The 25517-nt window shown below is 70.0% G+C and carries 20 protein-coding genes; 13 read left to right on the forward strand and 7 right to left on the reverse strand.

The window, feature by feature from the left end; genetic code table 11:
- Positions 1–70: 70 nt before the first annotated feature.
- The 3 genes from AB6807_RS17915 to AB6807_RS17925 all read right to left on the reverse strand — a co-directional run bounded on the left by AB6807_RS17915 (position 71) and on the right by AB6807_RS17925 (position 6994).
- Positions 71–4291 (reverse strand): DUF4132 domain-containing protein, encoded by a 4221-nt coding sequence (locus AB6807_RS17915; RefSeq protein ID WP_371085585.1) that lies wholly within the window; start codon positions 4289–4291, stop codon positions 71–73.
- Positions 4292–4636: 345 nt separating this feature from the next.
- Entirely contained in the window at positions 4637–5803 is a 1167-nt protein-coding gene (locus AB6807_RS17920; RefSeq protein WP_371085586.1) for a diguanylate cyclase domain-containing protein, read from the reverse strand.
- Positions 5804–5986: 183 nt separating this feature from the next.
- Complete coding sequence (locus AB6807_RS17925) at positions 5987–6994, reverse strand: SDR family oxidoreductase (protein ID WP_371085587.1); 1008 nt, start codon at positions 6992–6994, stop codon at positions 5987–5989.
- A gap of 233 nt (positions 6995–7227) precedes the next feature.
- Between AB6807_RS17925 and AB6807_RS17930 the strand changes: the two genes are divergently transcribed.
- Entirely contained in the window at positions 7228–7761 is a 534-nt protein-coding gene (locus AB6807_RS17930) for a DUF1003 domain-containing protein (RefSeq protein ID WP_371085588.1), read from the forward strand.
- A 42-nt stretch (positions 7762–7803) separates the two neighbouring features.
- On the opposite strand, the gene recJ is transcribed toward AB6807_RS17930, so the two are convergent.
- Entirely contained in the window at positions 7804–9543 is a 1740-nt protein-coding gene (recJ, locus tag AB6807_RS17935; RefSeq protein WP_371085589.1) for a single-stranded-DNA-specific exonuclease RecJ, read from the reverse strand.
- Entirely contained in the window at positions 9540–10505 is a 966-nt protein-coding gene (locus tag AB6807_RS17940) for a hypothetical protein (protein WP_371085590.1), read from the reverse strand. The genes recJ and AB6807_RS17940 overlap by 4 nt, the downstream gene beginning before the upstream one ends.
- A gap of 143 nt (positions 10506–10648) precedes the next feature.
- Between AB6807_RS17940 and AB6807_RS17945 the strand changes: the two genes are divergently transcribed.
- Positions 10649–11905, forward strand: a complete 1257-nt coding sequence (locus AB6807_RS17945) for a lipoprotein-releasing ABC transporter permease subunit (RefSeq protein ID WP_116908496.1) — start codon at positions 10649–10651, stop codon at positions 11903–11905.
- Positions 11898–12659 (forward strand): lipoprotein-releasing ABC transporter ATP-binding protein LolD, encoded by a 762-nt coding sequence (lolD, locus tag AB6807_RS17950; protein WP_371085591.1) that lies wholly within the window; start codon positions 11898–11900, stop codon positions 12657–12659. The genes AB6807_RS17945 and lolD overlap by 8 nt, the downstream gene beginning before the upstream one ends.
- A gap of 131 nt (positions 12660–12790) precedes the next feature.
- Here lolD and AB6807_RS17955 read toward each other — a convergent pair whose 3' ends face one another.
- Entirely contained in the window at positions 12791–13570 is a 780-nt protein-coding gene (locus AB6807_RS17955; RefSeq protein ID WP_371085592.1) for a sigma-70 family RNA polymerase sigma factor, read from the reverse strand.
- A gap of 110 nt (positions 13571–13680) precedes the next feature.
- On the opposite strand from AB6807_RS17955, the gene AB6807_RS17960 reads away from it, so the two are divergent.
- Positions 13681–14277, forward strand: coding sequence for an ATP-dependent Clp protease proteolytic subunit (locus tag AB6807_RS17960; protein ID WP_116908584.1), 597 nt, complete (start codon positions 13681–13683; stop codon positions 14275–14277).
- A gap of 27 nt (positions 14278–14304) precedes the next feature.
- Here the strand turns inward: AB6807_RS17960 and AB6807_RS17965 are convergent, their stop codons facing one another.
- A complete protein-coding gene (locus AB6807_RS17965) occupies positions 14305–14694 on the reverse strand; it encodes a RidA family protein (protein ID WP_116908494.1) in 390 nt (129 codons plus the stop codon).
- A 213-nt stretch (positions 14695–14907) separates the two neighbouring features.
- On the opposite strand from AB6807_RS17965, the gene AB6807_RS17970 reads away from it, so the two are divergent.
- The 9 genes from AB6807_RS17970 to AB6807_RS18010 all read left to right on the forward strand — a co-directional run bounded on the left by AB6807_RS17970 (position 14908) and on the right by AB6807_RS18010 (position 25427).
- The gene (locus AB6807_RS17970) at positions 14908–16488 is read left to right on the forward strand and encodes an ABC transporter substrate-binding protein (protein ID WP_371085593.1); all 1581 of its coding nucleotides are present in this window, start codon (positions 14908–14910) and stop codon (positions 16486–16488) included.
- A gap of 19 nt (positions 16489–16507) precedes the next feature.
- Positions 16508–17776: a lactonase family protein gene (locus AB6807_RS17975; RefSeq protein WP_371085594.1), complete on the forward strand. Its 1269-nt coding sequence runs from the start codon at positions 16508–16510 to the stop codon at positions 17774–17776.
- Between the two features lie 11 nt (positions 17777–17787).
- Complete coding sequence (locus AB6807_RS17980; RefSeq protein WP_371085654.1) at positions 17788–18729, forward strand: ABC transporter permease; 942 nt, start codon at positions 17788–17790, stop codon at positions 18727–18729.
- Positions 18730–18732: 3 nt separating this feature from the next.
- On the forward strand, positions 18733–19572 hold the full coding sequence (locus AB6807_RS17985; RefSeq protein ID WP_116908492.1) for an ABC transporter permease: 840 nt from the start codon (positions 18733–18735) through the stop codon (positions 19570–19572).
- Positions 19572–20609 carry an ABC transporter ATP-binding protein gene (locus AB6807_RS17990; protein ID WP_116908491.1) on the forward strand — a complete coding sequence of 346 codons (1038 nt, stop codon included), beginning with the start codon at positions 19572–19574 and terminating at the stop codon, positions 20607–20609. The genes AB6807_RS17985 and AB6807_RS17990 overlap by 1 nt, the downstream gene beginning before the upstream one ends.
- 79 nt (positions 20610–20688) lie before the next feature.
- Positions 20689–21666, forward strand: a complete 978-nt coding sequence (locus AB6807_RS17995; protein WP_371085595.1) for an ABC transporter ATP-binding protein — start codon at positions 20689–20691, stop codon at positions 21664–21666.
- 2 nt (positions 21667–21668) lie between these two features.
- Positions 21669–23006: an amino acid deaminase gene (locus AB6807_RS18000; RefSeq protein ID WP_371085596.1), complete on the forward strand. Its 1338-nt coding sequence runs from the start codon at positions 21669–21671 to the stop codon at positions 23004–23006.
- A 10-nt stretch (positions 23007–23016) separates the two neighbouring features.
- Positions 23017–23955, forward strand: a complete 939-nt coding sequence (locus AB6807_RS18005; protein WP_116908489.1) for a MurR/RpiR family transcriptional regulator — start codon at positions 23017–23019, stop codon at positions 23953–23955.
- Positions 23952–25427 carry an amidohydrolase family protein gene (locus tag AB6807_RS18010; protein ID WP_371085597.1) on the forward strand — a complete coding sequence of 492 codons (1476 nt, stop codon included), beginning with the start codon at positions 23952–23954 and terminating at the stop codon, positions 25425–25427. Before AB6807_RS18005 ends, AB6807_RS18010 begins: the two co-directional genes overlap by 4 nt.
- Positions 25428–25517 lie beyond the last annotated feature (90 nt).

The raw sequence follows: 25517 nt of genomic DNA on the forward strand, positions 1-25517 counted from the left end.
CCGGGCCGCAAGCGTTGCCCCCGGTAAGGGGGCGTAGCGACACGAAGTGCGCGAAGCCTGGGGGCGAGCCTCATGCTGCCCGAAGGCCTTCCATGTCGCGGATCAGTTCGCTGGCGGAAATCGCGTCGAGCTGGTGCAGCGCCTCCGCATCCTGCATGTCGCCCCAGCCCGACGGCTTGCCGACCTGCACCTGGCCCAGCGTCTGCTCGGGGTACTCGTCGACCATGCCGACGATGATGCCGGGGTCCAGGCTCAGCTCGATCACGCGGGCCGTGCCCAGCGGCTTGCTGAAGTACCAGATGCAGCCGGCGTCCTGCGCCTGGCCGCGGCGCCAGCCCTTGTTGGCCAGCCCCAGCACGCGGCCGGTGGGCACCTTCACGTCTTTCCAGCGTTCGAGCTTCAGGCTCTTCTTCTCGTCGTCGGTCAGCGTGTAGATGTCGCGGCCGATCTGCGCGAAGGGCTGCAGCAGCTCGTAGTCGGCGAACACCTGGCCGAAGGCGGCCGCGTCGGCGGCGGAGAGTTCCAGCGCATGCGGCACGCCGATGCGGATGTTCGCGCCATGGCCCGCTTCGGGCAGTTCGAACGGGTCGTCTTCGGCCGTGGTGTAGCTGCCGTCCTCGGCCACGCGGAAGCACGCCTTCAGCGCGCCGCCGTAGCTCGTTTCACCCTCCACTTCGTACACGCCCCAGATCAGCCGCTGCACGATGTGGCGCACCAGCGGGTGTTCGACCAGGAACATGCGGAACACCTCGGGCGTCCAGCGCCGGCGCGCGCACATGGCCACTTCCAGGCGCAGCAGCTGCTGGCTGGCGATGGTGCGCGCGTCTTTCTTCAGCAGCTTGAAGCGCTCGACGGCTTCCTTGCTCAGCTCGGCGTCGTCGGTCTTCTTGGGCTTGGGCAGGTCGGGCAGGCGCGCGCCGTCCACGCCGTCCACGCCGTCCGTGCCACTCGTCGTTTCGCGCACATAGGGCTTGAGCGTTTCGTCGAACCCCACCTTGAAGGCGCGCGGCCCGAAGTCCAGCCGCATCGTGCCTTGCTCGTCCAGCCCGAGGTCGGGCGCGAGCCGGTCTTCGAGCTCCTCGGTGCTCAGGCCGCGGGCCTCGGCAATGGCGGCGATCTTCTCGCGCGCCTTGTCCTGCAGGCCCTTGAACTTCACCTTCTGCGCAATGCCGTTGAGCAGCATGAGCGCGACGTCGCTGCCGATGGTGGCCAGCACGTCCAGCCCGGTGACGGCGCGCGCGTGCGCGGCCTCGCCGGGCCAGGCGCGAATGAAGGGCGTGAGCTTGCGCGCGGTGTCGTCGTTGCCGAACTGGCCCAGCATGGTGAGCGCCCAGCCTTCCTTGCTGGGGCCGCCGGCATCGAGCCAGGCGGTGAACGCGTCCCACGCGAACTCGGCGAGCGAGCCGGCGTCGCAGGCCTCTTTCACCACGGCGATGCCGCCGTAGATTTCCTCGTTGGTGGGGAAGGTCAGCATCTGCCCGAGGTGCTCCAGCGCCTCATCGGGCAGGGCCTTGCCATTCTTCAGCGTGGGCCGGCGCCAGCCGCGCGGCTGCCAGAACTCGGGCAGCTTCGCGCGCTTGGTGGGAAAGCGGTCGAGCGGGCTTTCGTCGAGCACCGCGCGCAGCGCCTCGACCACTTCGGGCTTGCCGTAGCGGCCGGCCACCTCGAACAGCACCGCCTCGTGGCCGTTGGCCTGCAGCAGGCGCAACGCGGCGCCCGCGCAGTCGCGCGCCTCGCCGGCCTTGCCCAGCGCGGGCGCGATCAGGCCGCAGGCGGTGTGCTCCGGGTACTTCAGCAGCCAGGCGCGGCCTTCGGCACGCAGCGTCTTCAGCTTGGCGAAGGCGCGCGCGGCCGGCATGGCGAGCTCGGCCGCGCCGTAGTTCTGCGCGTACGAGAGGTTCTCGGTCGGCTTGCTGCGCACCATGGCCACCAGCCCCGGCAGCACGGCCAGGCCGTGGGTGGCCAGGATCACGCCGATGTCGTCGCTTTCCGATTCGCCGGCAATCGCGTTCCAGAACGGCACGCCGATCGAGGCCGGAAGCACCGCCGCCACATACGAGTCGAAGCGAAACCACCAGTAGCGGCCCGACTTGCGCTCCGCGAGCATGGCGCGCCACTGCGTGACCAGCGCATCGGTGTCGCCGGCCTTGATGGCGGCCTCCGCGGCCTTGCCGAGCGGGCCGTGCTCCTTCTTGTCCTTGCGCTCGAAGCCGAGTTGGTCGAGCAGCACGCCGATGTCCTTGCGGGCCAGGTCCTGGCGGCTCTGCTGCCAGGAGGCCAGGCGCAGCGCGCTTTCCCTCGCGCCTTCGCCCCATTGCTCGACGGGCGCGAGCGCCAGCGGCTCCAGGGCCAGCGCGCCGGCCGCCTTCTTTTGCACCTTCGCCAGCCACGGCGGCGCCACCAGCACGCCGGGCAGCTCGCCGGCCTCGGCCACTTCGGTGGGGCCGGCCAGCAGCGCCAGTTGCTGGTCGATGACGGCCTGCGCGCCGGCGTCCAGCCAGGGCCGCAGCGCGGGCAGCGCGGCGCCGTGCGCGCGCAGCAGGCGGGTGAGGCTGGGCTTGATGAGGTTGGCGTCCTTGCCGCCGGCGGCCACCAGCCGCGACAGCGCCGCCATCGCCGCCATCGGCCAGCGGTCGACCGCCAGCGCCAGGCGCGACAGCGCGCCCTTCGACGTGCTCGCCACGCGGGCCAGCGCCAGCACCGCATCGGGCGTGCCGATGCAGGCGAGGGCGTCACCCGCGTCGTCGCTCGCGGCGCCGCGCTCCAGCACGGGCACGGCCTCCGTGCCGCGCTCCTGCACCAGCGTGCTGGTCATGGGGCCGTGGCCCCAGAAGCCACTTGAATAGCTCAGCCGCACCTTCGCGGCCAGCGCGACGGCGTCGGGGTCGGTGGCCGTCAGTTGCAGCCAGTGCATGGTCTCGGTCGCGCTCTTGTCGGCGGCCAGCGCATGCACCAGCGCGTTCGAGATCTCGGGCGCGTCGGGCAGCAGCATGGCCAGCGCGGGGCGGCGGCTTTCGTGCACCCTGGGCAGGCCGGCCTCGATGCGGTCGCGGCAGTCTTGCCACACCTCTGGCGCGGCCAGGGCCAGGTGGGTGCGGAAGGCCATCTCGCCTTCGCCCAGCGGGCCGTAGTAGGCGCTGCCCATCGGCTTGGCGACCGTCGCGCCGAAGCTGTACTGGTGCTTCTTGGCGGCCCGGTCGTAGGCGGACTGCACCTCGATCTGCTGCGCGGCCAGCAGGATGTCGATGGCGCCCGGCAGGCCGTACTGCGCCGCCAGGTAAGGCACCAGCTCGGCGCCCATCGGGCTGTTGCCGTGGTTGCCGCTGCTCAGCGCGAGCGCCAGCAGCACGGTGTCGGCCTCGGCGTCGGCCGCGGGAATGGGCTGCGTGCTGCGGTCGATCATGCGTTGCGCGGCGTCGCGCAGCGAGGCGTCGGTGCCGGCCAGGTTCACGTTCAGGTCCAGCTTGCGACGCACCGGCAACCAGGCCGCGGCCACGCTCGCCGGCGCTTCGACCGGCTTGGGCGGAAAGCGGCGCGACGGGTAGGCCTCGCGCAGCATGTCGGGCGACAGCCGCACGGGCGTGCCGGCGGCGAGCCAGGGCGGCGTGTCTGCGTTGGCAGCGGGTTGCCCGGCTGGAGTGACCGATGCAGAAGCCTGCGTGGGGGATGCCGTGGAGGCGGAGGTGCCCAGTTCCTTCGCGATGGCCTGCGCGTCCTTGCTCGGCGAACAGCTGGTGCCCCAGCCTTCGATCAGGCCTGTGGACTGCAGCCGCTTGAAGGCGAGCGTGGCGCCTTGCTCGCTCACGCCGTGCTGGCGCTTGAGGACGGCGGGCGAGAGCGTGTCCTTTCCGGTGAGGGTGCCGGCCTCGATCTGCGCGCGCACGTTTTCGAAGGCGCGCTCGGCCTGGCTGTCGATGCTTTCGGTGGGCGCGTCGCTGGCGGGTGCGTTGCTTGCGGCTGCATTGCTTGCGGGCGCGGTCTTCGCCGTCGAAGGCGCGGCGGCTTTTTCTGGCGCGGCGCCTGCCGCCGGCGAGGCTTCTGCCTTCGGCTTCGCCTCGGTCTTGCCGATGGCCGCACCGGCGGCCACGCCCACTTCGCTGTAGCCCTTGCCGGCCTTTTCCGCCACCAGCTTGGTCAGCGCTGTGGCGGCCTTGGCGGCATCGGCAAACGACTTGGTCTGGCTCTGGCCCGCGGTGCCGATGCGGCCCCAGCGGATGTTGAGCTCGGTGTCCGATTGCTCCACCTCCCAGAATTTGCTGGCGGTTCCTTCGATCAGTTCAAAACGGCGCATGGAAAAAACGTCCTCCCTGTGAATCTGTGAATGAATGGCGCGACCGCGGGCAAGGCGCCGCGCGGCACTGCATGGGCTGCTGCATGAGCGATTGCATGGCGCGATGGCATGCCGTGGCCTGGCGGGCCGATCCGGTCAGCCACGCGGCGTTCTCTGCCTCGGTGGTGCTGAAAAAACAGGCAGTGAAAAAGCATGAAATCTCATGCCTGAATCATGCACTGCGACGCGTGCAATACGAGGTAAGAAGAAGGTTCGAAGGCCGGTGCGCCGAGGTGCCGGCGCCGTGTTTCAACGGCGTGTCAGCGGCATGTCACGCGCATGTCGACGTGCACGCCGGCTCGCGCCTCAGCCGTTCGCGGCGCTGCCCGATTGCTCGCCCGCGAACGCGTAGGACGGCCCCATGCGCTGCCGCTTGCAGTGGCGCAGCGCGCGCTCGGCGGACTCCATCAGCCGCGCCAGCGTGTCGCCGTCGGCCGGGTGGCACGCGATGCCCATGCTGATCTCGCCGCCCGCGAGCAGGCGGCCCTCGAAGGCCACCGGCGTGGCGCCGGCGGTCTCGATGCGGATCGCCATTTCAGCGAGCTTCTGGCGCGCCGGGTTGCCGGCCAGCAGGATCGCGAACTCGTCGTCGCCCAGCCGCGCCACCATGTCGTCGGCGCGCACCTGCTGGCGCAGGCGCTGCGCAATGGCCGCGAGCACCGCGTCGCCGCCCGCGCGGCCATGGCGTTCGTTCACGCGATGAAAGCCGTTCAGGTCGACCATCATCAGGGAGAAGGGCCGGCCGTCGCGCAGCCATTCGGCGCCGCGGCTTTCCAGGCCCGCGCGGCTGGTGGCGCCGGTGAGCGCGTCGGTGCCCATGGCGCCCATGAGCGCGTGCGTGCGTTGCTCCAGCGCCTTCTCGGCGCGCAGCACCTGGCGGATGCGCGCGGCCACGGCCACGGCCAGCGTGAGCAGCTCGGCGATCACGCCGGCCTGCGCGAGGTTGAACGATGCGGGGCCCGCGGGTGGCTCGCCCCAGACCGGCAGGTGCGCGGCCGAGATGCCGGCCAGCAGCAGCACGCCGCCGGCGCAGAAGAGCACGGCCGTCCAGGGCAGCGCGCGCCGCGCCAGCAGCGCACCGACCGCCAGCAGCACGGTGGAGGCCACCACCAGCGCCTGCAGCACGCGCAGCGTCCACGTGAGCCGGGGCTCGACCGTGGCGTACAGCGCGGTGAGCGCCAGCGCCACCAGCAGCCCGAGCAAGGCCTGGTCCAGCCGCGGCGCAAAGTGCCGCACGCGCAGCAGCAGCCGCGCGAACTGCAGCCGGCACGCGGCCCACAGCACCAGCGCCGCCGCCGCCCAGTGCGCGAGCGGGTCTCCCGGTGCGAGGTTGTCCAGCCCGGCGAACGCGGCCAGCGCGAAGCCGCAGGCCAGCACGTACCAGGCGTGGATGACGGTGCCGAACACCAGCAGCAGTACCAGGCCGCAGACCATCAGGCCGGCCAGCAGGCCATGGCTCGCGACGTCGATCATGGGCGCGTGCCCCAGGCGGCAAGACAAGGACGGCAGGGACTGAAGCGGGACGGCATCCGGGGTGGCTCGAGAAACGGTAACGGTGAGAGGCGCCGTTGGGCGCACGCTGCGCAGGTGAAAAGCGCGGTAACTGATCGTATCGCCGAAGCGCGGCCGGCCTATGCCATGCGTCTCATAAACGCGTCACGCCGCGCCCACGCTGCCCGTCACGGGCAGCACGATGCCGGTGATGTAGCTGGCGCAGCTCGGCGCGGCCAGGAACACGTAGGCCGGCGACAGCTCCTCGGGCTGCGCGGGGCGCTTCATGTCGGTGTCCTTGCCGAAGTTTTTCACCTTCTCGGGCGGCTTGTCGGCCGGGTTCAGCGGCGTCCACACCGGGCCCGGCGCCACCGCGTTCACGCGGATGCCCTTGGGCAGCAGGTTACTGGCCAGCGCCTTGGTGAAGGCGTGGATGGCGCCCTTGGTGGTCGAGTAGTCGAGCAGCTGCGCGCTGCCTTCCAGCCCGGTGACCGAGCCGGTGTTGATGATCGAGCCGCCCTTGCGCAGGTGCGGCACCGCCGCGCGCGCCATCTGGAAGTAGCCGAACACGTTGGTGCGCAGCGTCAGCTCGAAGCGCTCGTCGCTGATGTCCTCGATGCCGGCCGCATGCAGCTGGAAGGCGGCGTTGTTGACCAGGATGTCGAGCTTGCCGAAGGTCTTCACCGTCTTGCCCACCGCCTTGTCGCAGAAGGCCGGCTTGCGCACGTCGCCCTTCACGAGCAGGCAGCGCGCGCCTTCGGCCTCGACATGGCGCCGGGTTTCTTCGGCGTCGGTGTCTTCGCCCAGGTAGACGATGGCCACGTCGGCGCCTTCGCGCGCATACAGCACGGCCACCGCGCGGCCGATGCCGGAATCGCCGCCGGTGATGAGCGCCGTCATGCCCTGCAGCTTGCCGCTGCCCTTGTAGTCGGGCGCCTCGAAGCGCGGGCGCAGGGCCATGTCGGCTTCGTTGCCGGGCTTGTCGAGGTGCTGCGCGGGGAGGGTGGGCGCGGGTTGGGGGCGGGGGCCGGCCTGGACGGCGGCCTTCTTTTCCTTCTTCTGCTTCCTGGCCGCGGCGGCGGCGGTGGCGGCGGTGGCGGCAGGTTTTGCGCGGGCGTCTTTCGCGTCCTGCTTTCGCTGGGCTGAGCGGGCGGTGGCGCTGGCTGATTTCATGGGCGGGCGTCTCTTCGGTCTGTGTGCGAAGGCCTCACCGTAGAGCGCCGGGCGGGCGCCGGCGTAGGAATGCAGCGACACATCGCGACCGTCTGGCGCTGGGGGTGCCGGACCGCGGGCGCTTCTTGCAACGAATCCCGACGCCAGCCTACGCGGCGCCCGGCGGCATCCGGGCGATAAACACGCTGCCATTTGCCCATCTGAATTCCATCCAAACCTCACCCGAACAGCCTGTGCAGCCCGAACACCCCAAAGAGCATCCCTCCATCGGCGAGCTGACCCACCGCAACATCGAGGCCATTCTTTGCCTCGAGGAGGGCAACCGCCGTTCCAAGCCCGCGCTCTACAAGCTGGTGGCGCGCATGTCGCGCTTCTGCGGCACGGTGGCCTTCCTGTGGTGGAACCTGGGCTTCTTCGCGCTGTGGATCGCGGTGAACCAGTGGGTGTGGAAGATCGACCCCTACCCGTTCACCTTCCTGCTCTTCCTGGTGTCCATCGAGGCGATCGTGCTGGCCATCATGATCCTCATCAGCCAGAACATGTCCGACGAGGAAAACGAGCGCCGGCACCACCTGGACCTGCAGATCAACCTGCTCAACGAGCGCGAGATGACGGCCATGCTGCGCCTGGTGACGCGCATGGCCGAGAAGATGGAGCTGCCGCCCGAGGCCGACGACGAGGTGAAGGCGCTGACCGAGAAGACCGACCCCGGCAAGGTGCTGCACCAGATCGTCTCGGCCGAGGCCGCGCACGGCAAGGGCGGCTGAGCTGGAACGGTCTTCGGCTTGGTCTTCGGATTAGTTTTCGGCTTAGAACTCCGCGCCTTCCACCAGGAAGCGCAGGCGGCGCACGCCCTGCCACTCGTCCGCGTCGAGCCTGAACGCCAGCTTCACCTTCGGCGGCAGGGGCTCGGTGTGGCTGAACCAGATCGCGTCGATCGGCTGGCCCTGGTGCCGGAGCTTGAGCGACAGGTGCTTCTCGCCCACCAGCCGCTGCGACACCACCTCCACCTCTTCGCTGAAGGTGGGCGGCGCAAAGCCCTGGCCCCACACCTCCTTGTGCAGCGTGTCGACCAGGTCGATGCGCATGTACTCGCGTGCGATGGGCCCGTCGGTCTCGATCTGCCGGGTGAGCGCGGCCTCGGCCAGCAGCTCGCGCGCGACCTGGGCAAAGCCCTTCTCGAAAGTCTCGAAGTGCTCGCGCGCCACCGTGCAGCCGGCCGCCATTGCGTGGCCGCCGAAGCGCAGCAGCACGCCCGGGTGGCGCTTGGCCACGAGGTCGAGCGCGTCGCGCAGGTGAAAGCCCGGAATGGACCGGCCCGAGCCCTTGAGCTCGTGCTCCTTGCCCGGCGCGCCGCTGGCGGCGAAGACGAAGGTGGGGCGGTGGAAGCGGTCCTTGATGCGCGAGGCCACGATGCCGACCACGCCTTCATGAAAGCCCTGGTCGAACACGCTGATGGCAGGCGGCGGTGCCGCGATGCCGTCGCCGCCATCGCCGCCATTGCTGTTCATGGCGAACAGCGACTCGGCCAGCAGCAGCGCCTGGTCGCGCATGCCGCCCTCGATGTCGCGCCGCTCGCGGTTGATGCCGTCGAGCATGCGCGCCAGCTCTTCGGCGCGGCCCGCGTCGTCGGTCAGCAGGCATTCGATGCCCAGCGTCATGTCGGCCAGCCGCCCCGCCGCGTTGATGCGCGGGCCCAGCGCAAAGCCGAAGTCGAAGGTGGTGGCCACCGCCGCCGTGCGGCCCGCGGCCTTGAACAGCGCCGCCACGCCCGCGGGCATGGCCCCGGCGCGGATGCGGCGCAGGCCCTGCGCCACCAGGCGGCGGTTGTTGGCGTCGAGCTTGACCACGTCGGCCACGGTGCCGAGCGCGACCAGTGGCAAGAGCGCGTCGAGCTTGGGCTGCGTCGCCACGTCGAACACGCCGCGCCGGCGCAGCTCGGAGCGCAGCGCCAGCAGCACGTAGAACATCACGCCGACGCCGGCGATGCTCTTGCTCTCGAACTCGCAGCCGGGCTGGTTGGGGTTGACCAGCACGTCGGCCACCGGCAGTTCGGGGCCGGGCAGGTGGTGGTCGGTGACCAGCACCTGCAGGCCGCGCGCCTTGGCGGCGGCCACGCCCTCGACGCTGGCGATGCCGTTGTCGACGGTGATGAGCATGTCGGCGCCGCCGTCGGCCACGCGCTCGGCAATGGGCGGCGTGAGGCCGTAGCCGTCGACCACGCGGTCGGGCACCAGGTAGCTGACCTGCTTGGCGCCCAGCAGGCGCAGGCCGCGCACGCCGACCGCGCAGGCGGTGGCGCCGTCGCAATCGTAGTCGGCCACGATGCACAGGCGCTTGTCCTGCGCGATGGCGTCGGCCAGCAGCACGGCCGCGGCCTGGGTGCCGCGCAGGGTGTCGGGCAGCAGCAGGCGCGCAAGGCCGTCGTCGAGCTCGTCCTTGGCGCGCACGCCGCGCGCTGCGAACAGGCGCGCCAGCAGCGGGTGCACGCCGGCCTGTTCCAGCGCCCAGACGGTGCGCGGCGGAATGTCGCGGGCGACGATCTTCACAGCGACTCCAGCACGGCCGACGCGCGCTTGCGGTCGAACAGGCTCCTGGCCCAGCGCGCCAGGCCGCGCGGCTGCACGGTGTAGCGCTGCGCGGCGCGGTCGCCGCACAGCGTGAGCGCCACGTCGGCGCCGCGCGTGTAGTCGGACAGCAGCGAGGCGATGGGGCCGGCGTCCAGTGCCTGCCAGGCAGCGGCCCAGCCGGCGCCGTCGTCGCGCAGGGAGGCCACGCGCAAGGCGTCGCTCACTTCGGGGGCGGGGCCCGTCGCCTCGGGCGTCGTCTTGAGCGCGCCGGTGCCGCTGAGCCAGAACGAGTTGATGGGCGGTACGCCGCGCGCGGCGCGGTCGTCGTTCACGCGCTCGGTGTACAGCAGCATCTGCATCTCGTTCTGCAGCCGGCGCAACGGGCGCGCGGCATCGGCCAGCGGCGACCACTGCGAGATCGGGTAGCCCACGGCGCGGTCGATGGAGGCGGTGGCCAGCCCGTCGAAGATGCGCGCGCGCGCCAGCCAGCGGCCGGGCACGGGCGAGGGGTGCAGCGCGATGCCGTCTTCCTCGAAGAAGGGGCGGGCCACGGCCAGCAGCGCGGCCGACTCGGCCGCGTCGATCTCGATGGCGGCGGGGTCGCCCAGCGCCACGTCGTCGATGCCGACCTGCCAGTTGCACAGCGTGACCACGCCCCAGCCTTCGGTGTCGTCGGGCGTGGCGATGCCGAGCTGGCGTGCCTCCAGCGCGGCCCAGGGGATGCAGCCGTCGGCCGCGGCAATGCCCAGGGCCTGCGCCAGCGCGCGTTCGTGCGGGGGCGAGCGCGTGCTTTCGTCCTGCGTGTCGGTGTCCGCGAGGGTCAGGCGAAGCAGCAGGGTTTCGAGGTTGGGGAGCCGCAGGGTGGGCAGTGCCGCGCGGCAAGCCGGGGAACCGCGGCCGGCGAAAGGGATCAACAAGTGACGGGGGGAGGTTTCGGCCATGCCCCTATTGTCCGGGAAGCCCTTGTTTATTTCGGGATGCCACAATTCCGCCGTATGACGTACCCCCTTGCTCCTCACTTCGTGTATTCGCTGCCCCCCGAGGGCGGGCAAATTTCCCTTGAGGCGGCTCGGCAGGAAATTTGATGCGACTTCCTTATGAACTGCAGCTCGGCTGGCGCTACACGCGCGCAGGCCGGGCGACGCGGCGCAACGGCTTCATCTCCTTCATCTCCGGTGTCTCGATGCTCGGCATCGCCCTGGGCGTGGCGGCGCTGATCATTGTGCTCAGTGTGATGAACGGCTTCCAGAAAGAGGTGCGCGACCGCATGCTCGGCGTGGTGTCGCACATCGAGATCTTCTCGCGCGACGGGCAGGCGCTGCCGCAGCTCGACGAGATCATGGCCGCCGCGCGCAAGCACCCCGAGGTGATCGGCGCGGCCCCCTTCATCAACACGCAGGCGCTCATCGCGCGCGGCGAGGACATGAAGGGCACCATCGTGCGCGGCATCGACCCGAAGCTCGAGCCCGAGGTGACCGACACCGGCGGCATCGCCAGCAAGGGCACCTTCGACAAGCTGGTGCCGGGCGAGTTCGGCATCGTGCTGGGCGCCGAGCTGGCGCGCTCGCTGTTCGTGCAGCCGGGCGACCAGGTCACGCTGGTGGCCCCGGGCGGGCAGGTCACGCCGGCCGGCGTGGTGCCGCGGCTGAAGCAGTTCACCGTGGTCGGCACCTTCGACTCGGGCCACTACGAGTACGACTCGGCCCTGGCCATGGTGCACGAGCAGGACGCGGCCAAGGTGTTCCGCCTCGAGGGCCCCACGGGCATCCGCCTGAAGCTGAAGGACCTGAACGAGGCGCGCGACGTGGCCGACCAGCTGGCCGTGAGCCTGCCGGGCGAGTTCCTCATCCGCGACTGGACGCGCCAGAACAAGACTTGGTTCGCGGCCGTGCAGGTCGAGAAACGCATGATGTTCATCATCCTCACGCTCATCGTGGCGGTGGCGGCGTTCAACCTGGTGTCCACGCTGGTGATGACGGTGACCGACAAGCGCGCCGACATCGCCATCCTGCGCACGCTGGGCAGCTCGCCGCGCAGCATCATGGGCATCTTCGTGGTGCAGGGCGCGATGGTGGGCGTGATCGGCACGCTGGCCGGGCTGCTGCTGGGCCTGGGCATTGCCTACAACATCGACGTGATCGTGCCCTTCCTGGAGCAGCTGTTCCACGCGAGCTTCCTGCCGAAGGACATCTACCTGATCAGCAAGATGCCGAGCGATCCGCAGCAGAGCGACATCGTTCCGATCGCGATCATTTCCCTGGTGCTGGCTTTCGTCGCCACGCTGTACCCGAGCTGGCGTGCCAGCCGCGTGAACCCGGCCGAGGCCTTGCGCTATGAGTGAACTGTCCCCCACGCTCGGCACTGACGTGTCCTCGCTGCCCCCCGCGGGGGCCGCCATCGGCTTGGGGCGGCCCGGCGCCGACAAAGTTGTTCTGAAGGCCCGTGGACTGACCAAGCGTTTCCACGAAGGCCGCCTCGACCTGACCGTGCTGCACGGCGTCGACCTCGACGTGCACGCCGGCGAAACGCTGGCCATCGTCGGTGCCTCGGGCTCGGGCAAGAGCACGCTGCTGCACCTGATGGGTGGGCTCGACGCGCCCACGGGCGGCAAGGTCGAATTGCTGGGCAAGGACATCGCGCACGCGGACGCGGCGGAGCAGGGCCGGCTGCGCAACCAGCACCTGGGCTTCGTCTACCAGTTCCATCACTTGCTGCCCGAATTCAGCGCGCAGGACAACGTGGCGATGCCGCTGAAGATCCGGCGCGTGGAGCCTTCCGTCGCCGCGCAATCGGCGACGAAGATCCTCGAGAGCGTGGGGCTGGGGCAGCGCCTGCACCACCGGCCGGCGGAACTGTCGGGTGGCGAGCGCCAGCGCGTGGCGATCGCGCGCGCGCTGGTCACGCAGCCGGCCTGCGTGCTGGCCGACGAGCCGACGGGCAACCTCGACCGCAGCACCGCGGACAACGTGTTCGCGCTGATGCTGGACCTGGCAAGGCGGCACGGCACGGCGTTCGTGATGGTCACGCACGACCAGGACCTGGCGAAGCGGTGCGATCGGGTGCTGCAGCTGGTGGCGGGGCGCCTGGCGGGCTGAGGCTTTTGTCTTCTCTCCCTCCCCCTCTGGGGGAGGGCAGGGGTGGGGGCTCGCGGCCTTCAACGCCGCGCAGCCTCGAAGGCCGCGCGTGTCCCCATCCCAATCTTCCCCCAGAGGGGGAAGGAGCCGATTCAAAACACGGCCAGCGTGTCTTCCTCGGGCTGTCCTGCATCCAGCGGCAGCACGCACAGCACCTTGCCGCCCAGCGTCAGCACCAGCCCGAGCCGTCCGCCGATCTGCATCACCTGGCACACCACGCGGGGCGAACCTGAACCTGAACCCGGCGCAGTCGCAACAGACACCCCGATCGCACGCGCAGGCGGCTGCCGCAGCATCGCGAACAAGGTCCGCGCATCGCAGTCGCTCAACGCCTGCCGGTACACATGGAAGACGGCTTCCGAACCGCCGTCGTCCCCTTCCTTGCCCTCCCGCAGCCGCAGCAACGCCCGATGCAACTGCTGCCTGCAGGCGGCCTCGGTCTTTCCGCTGGCCAGCGCGATCTCCTTGAAGCTGGCTTCGAACACCTCGCGCAGCAGCACCGCGGCACCGTCCGAGGGCGACAGCCTGCAAGCGACCAGCCGCAGCGCCTGCGCGATGGATTCGGCCTGCGCCGCTTCGGCTTCCGCGGAAGGCGCCGACAGCGCATGCAGCGAATTCACGGCGGCCTCTTTCAGCCATCGCTGCATCCAGCCTTCCCGCCGCAGCCTGTCCACCGCCAGGTTCTGCATCACCGTGGTGAGCCAGGCCTGCGCCGAATCGGGTGGCGGCGTGTCGCCGGCTTCCAGCGCGCGCAGGTAGGTGTCCTGCACCACGTCTTCCGCTTCGGCCTGGCCGCCCAGCAGGCGCGCCGCCGCGCGAACCAGCCGGTTTCGCAAGGCCGGGAATTGCGAGAGATAGCGTTCGTCAAGCATCGCGCCAGCTTGCCACATCCGACATTCAGCTGGCAATGTCACGAAACTGTGGGCTTGTTCGTCAAGACAGTCCAACCACAGGAGCCTTCCTCATGCACCCCATGTTCTCCATGGAATCCGACGACGACACCAAGCCCGCGGCCACCGCCGAGCCGCGCAACTCCTACCTGGAAGAAAAGGCGTTCAAGTCGCGCACGCTGCTCATCTTCGGCAGCATCACCGACGCGGTGGCCGCCGACGTCACGCGCCGGCTCATCGCGCTGGACGCCGACAGCGCCGACAAGCCCATCGACATCCTCGTGAGCTCGCCGGGCGGCCACCTGGAGTCGGGCGACGCCATCCACGACATCGTGCGCTTCATCAGCGCGCCGGTGAACATGATCGGCACCGGCTGGGTCGGCAGCGCGGCCACGCACCTGTTCCTGGCCGCGCCGCGCGAGCGCCGCGTGTGCCTGCCCAACACCCGCTTCCTCATTCACCAGCCCAGCGGCGGCGCGGGCGGGCAGGCGACCGACATCGCGATCCAGGCGCAGGAAATCATCAAGGCCCGCCTGCGCATCGCGCACGAGATCGCGCGCGAAACCGGCAAGCCGCTGGACGTGGTGCTGGCCGACATCGAGCGCGACCGCTGGCTGTCGGCCGAAGAGGCGGTCGAATACGGGCTGGTCTCGCGCATCATCCAGCGCAAGACCGAACTGGCCGGCTGAAGCCCACGGCCAGGCCCGGGCTTGGGCTCAGGCCTTCGGCTTGTAGGCGACCACGTCGATCTCGACCTTCGCGTCGACCATCAGGCGCGCCTCGGTGGTCGAGCGCGCGGGCTTGTTCTCGCCGAAGTAGCTCATGTAGATGCGGTTGAAGGCACCAAAGTCGCGCGCGTCCTGCAACCAGACGGTGCTCTTGCACACGTCGTCGAGCGTGGCGCCGGCCAGCGCGAGCACGGTCTTCAGGTTTTCCATGACCTGGCGCGTCTGCGCCTCGATGCCGCCCACCACGATCTCGCCTTCCTTGTTCACGGGCACCTGGCCCGACACGTAGACGAAGTCGCCGGCGCGCACGGCCGGGGAGAAGGGGCGCACCTGGCGGTCGGAGGCGAGGGGCGGGGCACCGAGGTATTCGAGAGGCATGGGGGGACTCCTTGGAATGAAAAAGAGGGCAGGGGAAAGTCGAAGAAAACGCGCCGCGAGTATCTCTCCAATCTGAAAATATATTTCAGAATAACCCCTGATCGAGGGTTAACACGGATGATTTGACATGGATAGTGCTTCAAAGTGCAGGCCGGAAAGAAAATTTCTTTCACTTTCGCCAACCTGAGCGCCCGCCCCAAGAAGGAGTCCCCCATGCCCCACGTCGGTCCAGTCCAGCGCATCGCCCTGCCTCTGCTGTCCAAGCGCACCTTGCTGGGCGCTTCCTTGCTCGCGATGCTGTGCGCCGCGTTGCCGCACCAGCAAGCGCATGCCCAGGGCCCGCGCAATTTCGCCACGCTGGCGATGGTGGCCGAGCCGCAGACGCTCGACCCGATGGCCTCCACCGCCGACCTGGTCGGAACCATCATGCAGCACGTGTACGAGACGCTCTACACCTTCGACGCCAAGTGGAACGTGGTGCCGATGCTGGCCGAAGGCATGCCGAAGATCTCGGCCGACGGCAAGACCTACGCCATCACCCTGCGCAAGGGCGTGATGCTGCACAACGGCCGCGAGCTCACGGCCGACGACGTGGTCGCCAGCCTGCAGCGCTGGATGGAACAGTCGCCGCGCGGCAAAGCCGTGGGCAAGGAAATCGACAGCCTCAAGGCCAAGGGCCTGCTGGGCGTCGACATCGTGCTGAAGGAGCCGTATGCGCCGCTGCTCTCGCAACTGGCGCTGCCCAGCGGCATGGCCGCCATCATGGCCAAGGACTCGATCGCCTCGCCGCTGAAGGACTTCGTCGGCACCGGCCCCTACAAGTTCAAGGAACGCCGCCCCGACCAGTTCGTGCTGCTCACGCGCTTCGACAAGTACGCCGCGCGCAAGGAGCCCGCGAGCGGCTACGGCGGCAAGCGCGAGGCCGCCATCGAAGAGCTGCGCTTCGTGCCCGTGCCCAACGCCAGCACCCGCGTCGAGGGCGCGCTGGCCGGCCAGTACGACTTTGCCGACCTGCTGCCGGTGGAAGCGCTGCCGCGCCTGGAGAAGTCGGGCGGCAAGACGGTGCCGATCATGACGCCCTCGTTCGGCTTCCCGTACCTGGTGCTCAACACCAAGGAAGGCGTGGCCGCCAGCCAGCCGGTGCGCCAGGCGATCCAGGCCGCGCTGGGCGAGGGCGAGATGCTCGCGGCCGGCTTCGGCGACACGCGCTTCTTCGTGGCCGAGGCCAACCACTTCCCCAAGGGCTCGCCGTTCTACTCCACCGCCGGCGCCGACCAGTACAACCAGCGCAACGCCGCCAAGGCCAAGGAAGCCGCGGCCAAGGCCGGCTACAAGGGCGAGCCCATTCGCGTGCTCACCAGCCGCCAGTACGACTTTCACTACAACATGGCCCTGCTGATGGCCGAGCAGCTGAAGCGCGCGGGCTTCAAGGTCGACCTGAACGTGGTCGACTGGGCCACGCTGGTGCAGCGGCGCAACGACTCCAAGCTGTGGGACATCTACGTGACCCATTCGGGCCAGTTCCCCGAGCCCATGCTCTCGCCGCCGCAGCTCGGCGACGGCGCGCCCGGCTGGTGGGAAACGCCCACCAAGAAGGCCGCGCTGCAGGCCTTCAACGTCGAGAGCGACCCGGCCAAGCGCGGCGCGCTGTGGGGCAAGGTGCAGCAGGTGGTGTACGACGAGGTGCCCTACATCAACGTCGGCAAGTTCAACGGCCTCTCGGCCAAGAGCCCGGCGCTGGACAACTACACGCCCGCGACCTGGCCGTTCTTCTGGAACGCGAAGATCAAGTAAGCGCGCAAGGACCCTCGCCATGCCATCGCGTCGCCAACTCCTGCAAGCCAGCGCACTGGCCTCCGGCCTCGGGGCCCTGGGCCTCGACCCGTCCATCGCCTCCGCGGCGCCGGCCGCAAGGCCCGGCCCGGTGTACGCCTACGTCGGCACCTACAGCGACGGCGGCAAGCCGTGGCGCGGCGGGCGCGGGCTGGGCGTGCACCAGTTCGTGCTCGACGGCGAAACCGGCGCGCTCAAGCCCATCGCCGGCGCGCCGCCGGCGGTGGCCAGCACGGGCGAGGGCGCGAAGCTGCGCAACCCCGCGTCGCTGGCACGCCACCCGAAGCTGCCGATGCTGTACGCGGCCAACGAGTTCGAGGCCGGCTCGGTGTCGGCCTTTCGCATCGGCGCCGACGGCGCGCTGTCGTTCGTGTCCGAGACGCCCTGCGGCGGCAAGGACCCGGCCTACATCAGCGTGCACCCCGAGGGCCGTTTCCTGTTCACCGCCAACTACGCGAGCGGTGACGTCAGCGTGATCGCGCTGCGCGCCGACGGCACGCCCGACGCGGGCACCGCCGCCGTGGTCTACAAGGACGTGGACGCCTGCGGCGCCGGCACGCCCTGCAAGCCCGGCGCCGACGTGGTGCCGGCCGCCGCCCGCGCGCACGAGGGCTTCGCCACCAGCGACCACGACGGCCCGCACGCGCACATGGTGCATGCCGACCCGAAGGGCAACTTCGTGCTGGTGGCCGACCTGGGGCTGGACCGCGTCATCTCTTATCGCTTCGACCGCATCACCGGCGTGCTGAGCCAGCCGAGCACGGTGGCCGTGTCCGAGAGCTCGGGCGCGCGGCACTTCGTGTTCCACCCGAACGGCAAGTGGCTGTACCTGGTGAACGAGGAGGCCTCGACCATCGCCTTCATGCGCTACGACAGCGCCACCGGCGTGCTGGTCCTGGTGAGCGAAACCTCGGCGCTGCCGCGGGGCTTCAAGGGCACCAGCTACGCCTCGGGCATTCGCATGCTGCCCGACGGCCAGCACTTCGTGTCGCTCAACCGGCTGCACGATGCCATCTCGCTGTTCAAGGTCGACGCGCGCACCGGCGCGCCCACGCTGGTGCGCGAGGAGTGGACGCGCGGCAACTACCCGCGCAGCTGCACGCTCGACCCGAGCGGGCGCTTTCTCTACGTGTGCCACAACAAGCAGGGCGACAACGTCACCGTGTTCCGCGTGCACAAGGGCGACATCCGTTTCACCGGCCAGTACGTGGCCGTGGGCAGCGCCGCCGCCATCGAGTTTTCCGCGTGATGAAGAAATCCATGTTCCGCTACATCGCCTCGCGCGCCTTCGGCATGCTGGTGGTGCTCGCCATCGTGGCGGTGCTCGTGTTCGTGCTCACGCGCGCGGCCTCGGGCGACCCGGTGTCGGTGCTGCTGGGCGACCAGGCCACCGCGGCCGACATCGCCCGCGTGCAGAAGGAGTACGGGCTGGACAAGCCGCTGCCCGTGCAGTTCGGCTACTGGCTGCGCGAGGTGCTGCAGGGCAACCTCGGCACGTCCATCTTTCTGCAGCGCCCGGTGACGCAGGCGCTGTGGGAGCGCTCCGAACCCACCACGCTGCTCGCGCTGATGGCGGTGGCCATCGCGGCGCTCATCGGCGTGCCCTGCGGCATCGTGTCGGCGGTGTTCCGCGGGCGCGTGGTCGACCAGCTGTTCACCGGCATCGCAATGCTGGGCGCGAGCATTCCGAGCTTCTGGCTCGGCATCGTGCTGATCCAGATCTTCGCGGTGTCCTTCGGCTGGTTCCCGGTGTCGGGCTACGGCGCGCCCGACGCGGCGCTGGGCGAGCGCCTGCACGCGCTGGTGCTGCCCGCGGCCGTGCTGGGCCTGCTGAACTCGGCGCTCATCATCCGCTTCACGCGCGCCTCCATGCTCGACGTGCTGGGCGAAGACTACGTGCGCACCGCGCGCTCCAAGGGCCTGAGCGAGAGCACGGTGGTGCTCAAGCACGCGCTGCGCAACGCGCTGGTCCCCATCGTCACGGTGATCGGCCTGACGGTGGCGCTGATGATCGGCGGCGCTGTCATCACCGAGACCGTGTTCGGCCTGCCCGGCGTGGGCAACCTGGTGGTGAGCGCCGTGCTGCGGCGCGACTACCCGGTCATTCAAGGGGCGCTGCTCGTGATTGCCGCGATCTACGTGCTGATCAATTTCTCCATCGACCTGCTGTACGCCGTTGTCGATCCGCGCGTGAAGGTCTGAAGAATGCAAATGCCAAGAATGCTCCGCCAGCTGATGCACCGCCGCATCGTGATGGTTTCCGCCCTGGTGCTGCTGGTGATCGCCATCCTGGCGATCGGCGCGCCGATCTTCGCCTCCGCCGACCCCAACGACACGGCCGTGCTCGAGCGCCTGAAGGCCCCCAGCGCCGAGCACCTGCTGGGCACCGACGAGCTGGGGCGCGACATGTACTCGCGCATCGTGCACGGCGCGCGCTACTCGCTGGCCATCGCGGCGCTCACGGCGCTCGGCGCCGTCGTCGCCGGCACGGTGCTGGGCCTGATGGCGGGCTTTTTCCGCCGGCTCGACACGCCGCTGATGCGCGTGGTCGACGCGATGATGTCCTTCCCCGACATCCTGCTGGCCATCGCGCTGGTGGCCATCCTCGGGCCTTCGCTGCTGAACACGGTGCTGGCGCTGGTGCTGGTGTACACGCCGCGCGTGGCGCGGGTGGTGCGGGCGTCGACGCTGGTGGTGCGCGAGCTGCTGTTCGTCGAAGCCGTGCGCGCGCTGGGCGTGCGCACCTCGCGCATCCTGTGGCGGCACATCTTGCCGAACCTGATGTCGCCGATCCTGGTGCAGGTGTCGTTCATCTTCGCGTACGCCATCCTGGCCGAGGCGGGGCTGTCGTTTCTCGGGGTCGGCGTGCCGCCCGAGATCCCGACCTGGGGCACCATGGTCGCGGGCAGCCAGCAGTACGCGCACCAGGCCTTCTGGGTGGTGCTGTTCCCGGGGCTGGCGATCATCTTCACGGCGCTGTCGCTGCAACTGCTGGGCGACGGCGTGCGAGACCTGCTCGACCCCAAGCTCAAGAAGACATCGTGATGACGAACAGCACCTCCACCCCGCGCCTGGCCGTCAGCAACCTGAGCACCAGCTTTCCGACCGAGGACGGCCTCGTGCGCTCGGTGGCCGACGTGAGCTTCTCGATCCAGCCCGGCAAGACGACCGCGCTGGTGGGCGAGTCGGGCTCGGGCAAGTCGGTGACCAGCCTCACGCTGATGCGCCTGCTGCCCAAGACCGCGAACGCGCAGGTCAGCGGCACCGCGTCGTTCGTCACGCGCGAGGGCAAGACGCTCGACCTGCTGCAGATCGGCGAGCGCGAGATGCGCTCGCTGCGCGGCAACCAGCTGTCGATGATCTTCCAGGAACCCATGACCAGCCTGAACCCGGTGTTCACCATCGGCGAGCAGATCGCCGAGAGCGTGCGCCTGCACAAGGGGCTGGACCGCAAGGCCGCCATGGCGCATGCGCTGCGCATGCTGGAGCTGGTGGAGATTCCGGCGGCGGCGCAGCGCATTCACGAGTACCCGCACCAGCTCTCGGGCGGCATGCGCCAGCGCGTGATGATCGCGCTGGCCATGGCCTGCGACCCGACGCTGCTGATCGCCGACGAGCCCACCACCGCGCTGGACGTGACCATCCAGGCGCAGATCCTGGAGCTGATGCGCCGGCTGCAGGCCGAGACGGGCATGAGCATCCTGTTCATCACGCACAACCTGGGCGTGGTCGCGCACCATGCGGACGACGTGGTGGTGCTGTACGCGGGCCGCGTGGTCGAGAGCGCGCCGGTGCGGCCGCTGTTCGCGCAGCCGGAGCATCCGTACACGCAGGGGCTGCTGGCCTGCCTGCCGGGCAAGGCGCGCGTGCCGGGGCAGCCCAAGCCGAAGCGGCTCTTCGCGATTCGCGGGCAGGTGTCGAGCCCGCTGGCGCCGCCGCCCGGCTGCGCCTTCGAGCCACGCTGCGACCTGGCGCTGCCGGAATGCAGCGCGGCGATGCCGCCGTTGATCGAAACGCACCATGGCCGCGAGGCGCGGTGTGTGCGCGTGCAGCCGGGGCAGGCGCTGCCGAGAGCCGCATGACCCGCGCCGTGTTCCGGTCTTGCCCCCTCCCCCTCTGGGGGAGGGGGCCAATACCAATAGCCAATAGCCAACACCCACGATGACCACCGCAGCGCCCCTCATCGAAGTCCGCGGACTCAAGAAATACTTCGGCAGCAGCGACCGCCCCGTGCGCGCGGTCGACGACGTGTCCTTCGCCATCCAGCCCGGCGAAACCCTGGGCCTGGTCGGCGAATCGGGTTCGGGCAAGAGCACCATCGGGCGCACTGTGCTGCGCCTGCTCGAACGCACCAGTGGCCAGGTGCTGTACCGCGGCGACGACATCGGCGCGCTCTCCGGCGAGCGCATGCGCAAGCTGCGCAGCAAGCTGCAGATCATCTTCCAGGACCCCTACGCCAGCCTGAACCCGAAGATGCGCATCAGCGCCATCCTCGGCGAGGCGCTGTCCACCCACGGCCTGCACAAGGGCGCCGCCGCGCGCGACAAGCGCATCGCCGAGCTGCTAGAGACCGTGGGCCTGCGCGCCGAGCACGCCAGCCGCTTTCCGCACGAGTTCTCGGGCGGGCAGCGCCAGCGCATCGGCGTGGCGCGCGCGCTGGCGGTGGAGCCCGAGTTCATCGTGGCGGACGAGCCGCTGTCGGCGCTCGATGTGTCCATCCAGTCGCAGGTCATCAACCTGCTGGCCGACCTGCGCGAGCGGCTCGGGCTGACGATGCTCTTCATCTCGCACGACCTCGACGTGGTCGAGTATTTGTGCGACCGCGTGGTGGTGCTGTACCTGGGCAAGGTGATGGAGGTGGCCACCACCGACGAGCTGTTCGCGCGCCCCTCGCACCCCTACACCCAGGCCCTGCTGGCCGCCAGCCCCAAGCCCGACCCCGAGCTGGCGACCGAGCGCATCGCGCTGAAGGGCGACATTCCCAGCCCCATCTCGCCGCCCTCGGGCTGCGTGTTTCGCACGCGCTGCCCGCACGCCATCGAGGCCTGCGCGCAGACCGTGCCGCCGCTCGACGAAATTTCCACCGGACACTACAGCGCCTGCATCCGCAAGGAACTGCTCTCCAACATCGCCGCATGACCATGACCGACCAAGCCGCCACCGCACCCGCACCCGCATCCGCCAAAGCTCCCGCCAACGACTTCAACGACCCGCTGCTCAGCGACCGCTTCAAGGGCTACCCGCGCACGCAGGCGCCGCGCCGCCGCAGCGAAGTGGGCGCCGCCGGGTGGAACGTGCTCGCCGGCGACCTGCCGCTGCCGCTGGCCGTGCTCAAGCGCGAGGCGCTGGAGCACAACCTGGCGTGGATGCAGGCGCGCGTGCGCGAGTGGGGCATCGACCTGGCGCCGCACGGCAAGACGACCATGTCGCCGCAGCTGTTCCAGCGCCAGCTCGACGCGGGCGCCTGGGGCCTGACCTTCGCGACCGTCACGCAACTGGCCGTGGGCGTGGCCGCCGGCGCGCGCCGCACGCTCATCGCCAACCAGGTGGTGAGCGACGAAGACCTGGGCGGCATCCAGATGCTGCTGAAGGCCAACGCGGGCCTGCGCATCGTGTTCCTGGTCGATTCGCTGGCGCAGCTCGCGCTGATCGAAGACTGGACGAAACGCCACCCCGGCGGCGTGCCCTTCGAGGTGATGCTGGAGATCGGCGTCGAAGGCGCGCGCACCGGCTGCCGCACGCACGAAGAGGCGGTCGCGCTGGCCACGCGGCTGCGCGCCAGCGACGCGGTGAAGCTGGTGGGCATCGAGACCTACGAAGGGCAGGGCGCCACCGGCGCCAGCGAGCCCGACACGGCCTACGCGAAGACGTTGATGGACCGCGTCGAGGCCGTGGCCCGCCACTGCGACACGCAGCAGCTCTTCGAGACCGACGAGGTGCTGGTCTCGGCCGGCGGCTCGGCCATCTTCGACCTGGTGGCGGGGCGGCTGAAGCCCGCGCTGGGTTCGCCCGTGCGCGGCCTGCTGCGCTCGGGCTGCTACGTCACGCACGACCACGGCTTCTACAAGCGCATGGTGAACGCGGTGGACGAGCGCCTGGGCTGCGGCTGCGGCGAAAGCCTGGTGCCTGCGATGGAGGTGTGGGCCACGGTGCAGTCGCGCCCCGAGCTGGGCCTGGCGATCCTGGCGGTGGGCAAGCGCGACATCTCCTTCGACCTGTCGCTGCCCGTGCCCATCGCGCGCGCGGCGCGTGGCGTGCTCACGCCGCAGGACGTGCCCGCGGGCTGGAAGATCACCGCGCTGAACGACCAGCACGCCTACCTGCGCTGGGACGCTAGCGAGGAGGGCGAGGCGCCCAAGGTCGGCGACCGCGTCGGCTTGGGCATTTCGCACCCCTGCACCACCTTCGACAAATGGCACTGGATGCCGGTGGTCGAACAGGACTACCGCGTCAGCGACGCGGTGGCCATGCACTTCTGAACGCGCGCCGATGACCCCCTCCCTGCTCCAGAAAATCGCGCAGATCCGCAGCGACGCCCCGGCGACGCGGCGCGCGATTCTCGACCTGATCCTCGAAGACCCCGACCGCGTGCTCGAAGAGAGCTTCGAGCAGCTGGCCGAGCGCTCGCGCAGCTCGGTGCCCACCATCATGCGGACCTGCCGCGACCTGGGCTTTGCGGGGCTGCGCGAGTTCAAGCTCGCGCTCGCGCAGGAGCTGGCGCTGGGCGGCTCGCCGCTGCACCGCCGCGTGAACATCGAGGACGCGGCCGACGAGGTGGTCGGCAAGATCGCGCGCAGCGCGGCGGCCTCGGTCTCGGGCGTGCGCGGACAGCTGGACATGCAGGTGCTCGACGGCGCCGTGGCCGCCATTGCGGCGGCGCCGCACGTCGACCTGTACGGGGCGGGCGCCACCTCGTGGTTCATGGCCAACGACCTGCAGGCGCGGCTCTTTCGACTGGGCCTGTCGGCCAACGCCTGGGCCGACTACCACCTGCAGCAGGTGGCGGGTGCCGCACAACGCCCGGGCGGCGTGGTCATCGCCATTTCGCACGTGGGCGGCATGCCGTCGCTGCTCGACGCGGTGGACATCGCGCGCGGGCAGGGTGCCAAGGTGATCGCGCTCACGCGGCCCGGCACGGCGCTGGCGGCCAAGGCCGACTTCCTGCTCGGGCTCTCGGTGCCCGACGACGCGGTGATGCACGTGGGCATCGACGCCTACCTGACGCACCTGACCGCCATCGAGATACTGACCGTGCTGGTGGCCCAGCGCCGCGGCGAGCCCGCGGTGCAGCGCCTGCAGCGTGCGCGCGAGGCGTTCCAGCGCCACGGCATCGACGCCACCACCCACCCGCTGCAGAGCTGGGACGGGGGCGGCATCAACAACACCGCCAGCGACAACAACAACATCCGCAAGAAAGGCGCATCGTGAGTGCGAACTCAAGCAAAGCCATCCTGCTCGAAGCGGGCCTCGTGGTCGACGGCTCGGGCGGCCCTTCGTGGCCCGGCGACGTGCTGCTGCAGGGCGACCGCATCGTCGCGCTCGGCGAGGACCTGCGCGAGCGGTTGCCCGAAGGCCTGGCGCTGGCCGACATCGACGTGGTCGACTGCCGCGCCAAGGTCATCGCGCCCGGCTTCATCGACGCGCACACGCACGACGACGCCATCGTGCTGCGCGACCCGCTGTGCCTGCCCAAGGTGTCGCAGGGCATCACCACGGTGGTGACGGGCAACTGCGGCATTTCGCTCGCGCCGTACCGCACGCCGCAGTCGAAGCCGCCGCTCACGCTGCTGGGGGCCGAGTCGTTCCAGCACGCCACCATGGCGGCGTACCGCGCCGCGGTCGATGCCACGCAGCCCGCGCTCAACGTGGCCGCGCTCATCGGCCACACCACGCTGCGCTTCGCGACCATGCAGGCGCTCGACCGCCCGGCCAGCGCCGACGAGCTCGCGCGCATGGAGGCACTGCTCGACAGCTGCATGGCCGACGGTGCGCACGGCATGTCTTCGGGCCTGTTCTACGAAGAGGCCTTTGCCGCGCCCGCCGAAGAGGTGACGGCGCTGGCGCGCGTGGTGGCCCGCCACGGCGGCGTGTACGCCACGCACCTGCGCAGCGAGATGCAGCAGATCATCGAGGCGCTGCACGAGGCCGGCGACTCGGCCTTCGCCGCGGGCGTGCCGCTGGTCATTTCGCACCACAAGTGCGCCGGCCCCGCCAACTGGGGCCGCACGAAGGAAACATTGCCGCTGATCGAGGCGATGGCGCAGCGCCAGAAGATCGCGATGGACGTGTACCCCTACGTGGCTGGCTCCACCGTGCTGCGCGAAGACCTGGTCGACGGCGTGATCGACGTGCTGCTCACCTGGTCCGACCCGCACCCGGAGATGACGGGGCGGCTCCTTTCCGACATCGCGCGCGAGTGGGGCACCACCGAGCAGGAGGCCTGCCTGCGGCTGAAGCCCGGCGGCGCCTGCTACTTCCAGATGCAGGAGGAAGACGTGGAGCGCGTCATTGCGCACCCGCTCACCATGATCGGCAGCGACGGCCTGCCGCACGACCGGCATCCGCATCCGCGGCTGTGGGGGGCGTTTCCGCGCGTGTTCGCGCGTTACTGGCGCCAGCGCCGGCTTTTCACGCTGGAGCAGGCGGTGCACAAGATGACCGGTATGACCGCGCGCAACCTGCGCATCGCCGACCGCGGGCTGCTGCGCGCGGGCGCCATGGCCGACGTGGTGGTGTTCGACCCCGAGACCATCGCCGACACCGCCACCTACGACCAGCCGCACGGCGTGAGCCTGGGCGTGGAGCGGGTGTTCGTCAACGGCGTGCTGGCCTACCGCGGCGGCGAGCCGCAGGCGCGGGTGCTCGCGCGGGCGGGCCGGATGCTGACGCGCGGGGCCTGAAGAACCTAGCGCTGAAGCCCATCACCACGAATGGGTTGTTCCTCATTTCAGTGGGAGCCTCGGATTAAGCTTCCAAAAGTTCTAACACTG

The sequence above is a fragment of the Variovorax sp. RCC_210 genome (genome assembly GCF_041355175.1).
GTDB lineage: Bacteria > Pseudomonadota > Gammaproteobacteria > Burkholderiales > Burkholderiaceae_C > Variovorax.